This is a genomic window from Dellaglioa sp. CoH-55-MRSF-7 (assembly GCF_056782235.1).
In genome coordinates this window covers 1-247 of sequence record NZ_JBXAYI010000215.1, presented here as the reverse complement: position 1 = coordinate 247, position 247 = coordinate 1, and the positions used below count along the sequence as shown (strand labels likewise).

The 247-nt window shown below is 54.3% G+C and carries 1 protein-coding gene; it reads left to right on the top strand.

All coding sequences use genetic code 11. The features are described from left to right. Positions 1–247: hypothetical protein (locus tag AC1RPU_RS08435; protein ID WP_481769720.1), on the top strand; the 247-nt coding region annotated here is incomplete at both ends.

The following is a 247-nucleotide window of genomic DNA, read 5'->3' as shown; positions in this document are numbered from 1 at the left end:
ATACGGAACCAACCGCCCTCACCCGCTCGATCCACGACACGGCCTGCCGCCACCTCCGGAACCCAAGAAAAATATTCTCGAAAAGAGACAGCAATGGTTCGTGAAGTTTCCGGGCACGAGCTGGCTGGAGCAGGTTGAACTTTGTGACGTGACGGAACACACAGTTCAAGTGTGGATCAAGGATGACACGCGCAGCTCCCTCTTCAACTTCGCGCGATTCAAGATCACCGATATTGAGTTCGTGGAG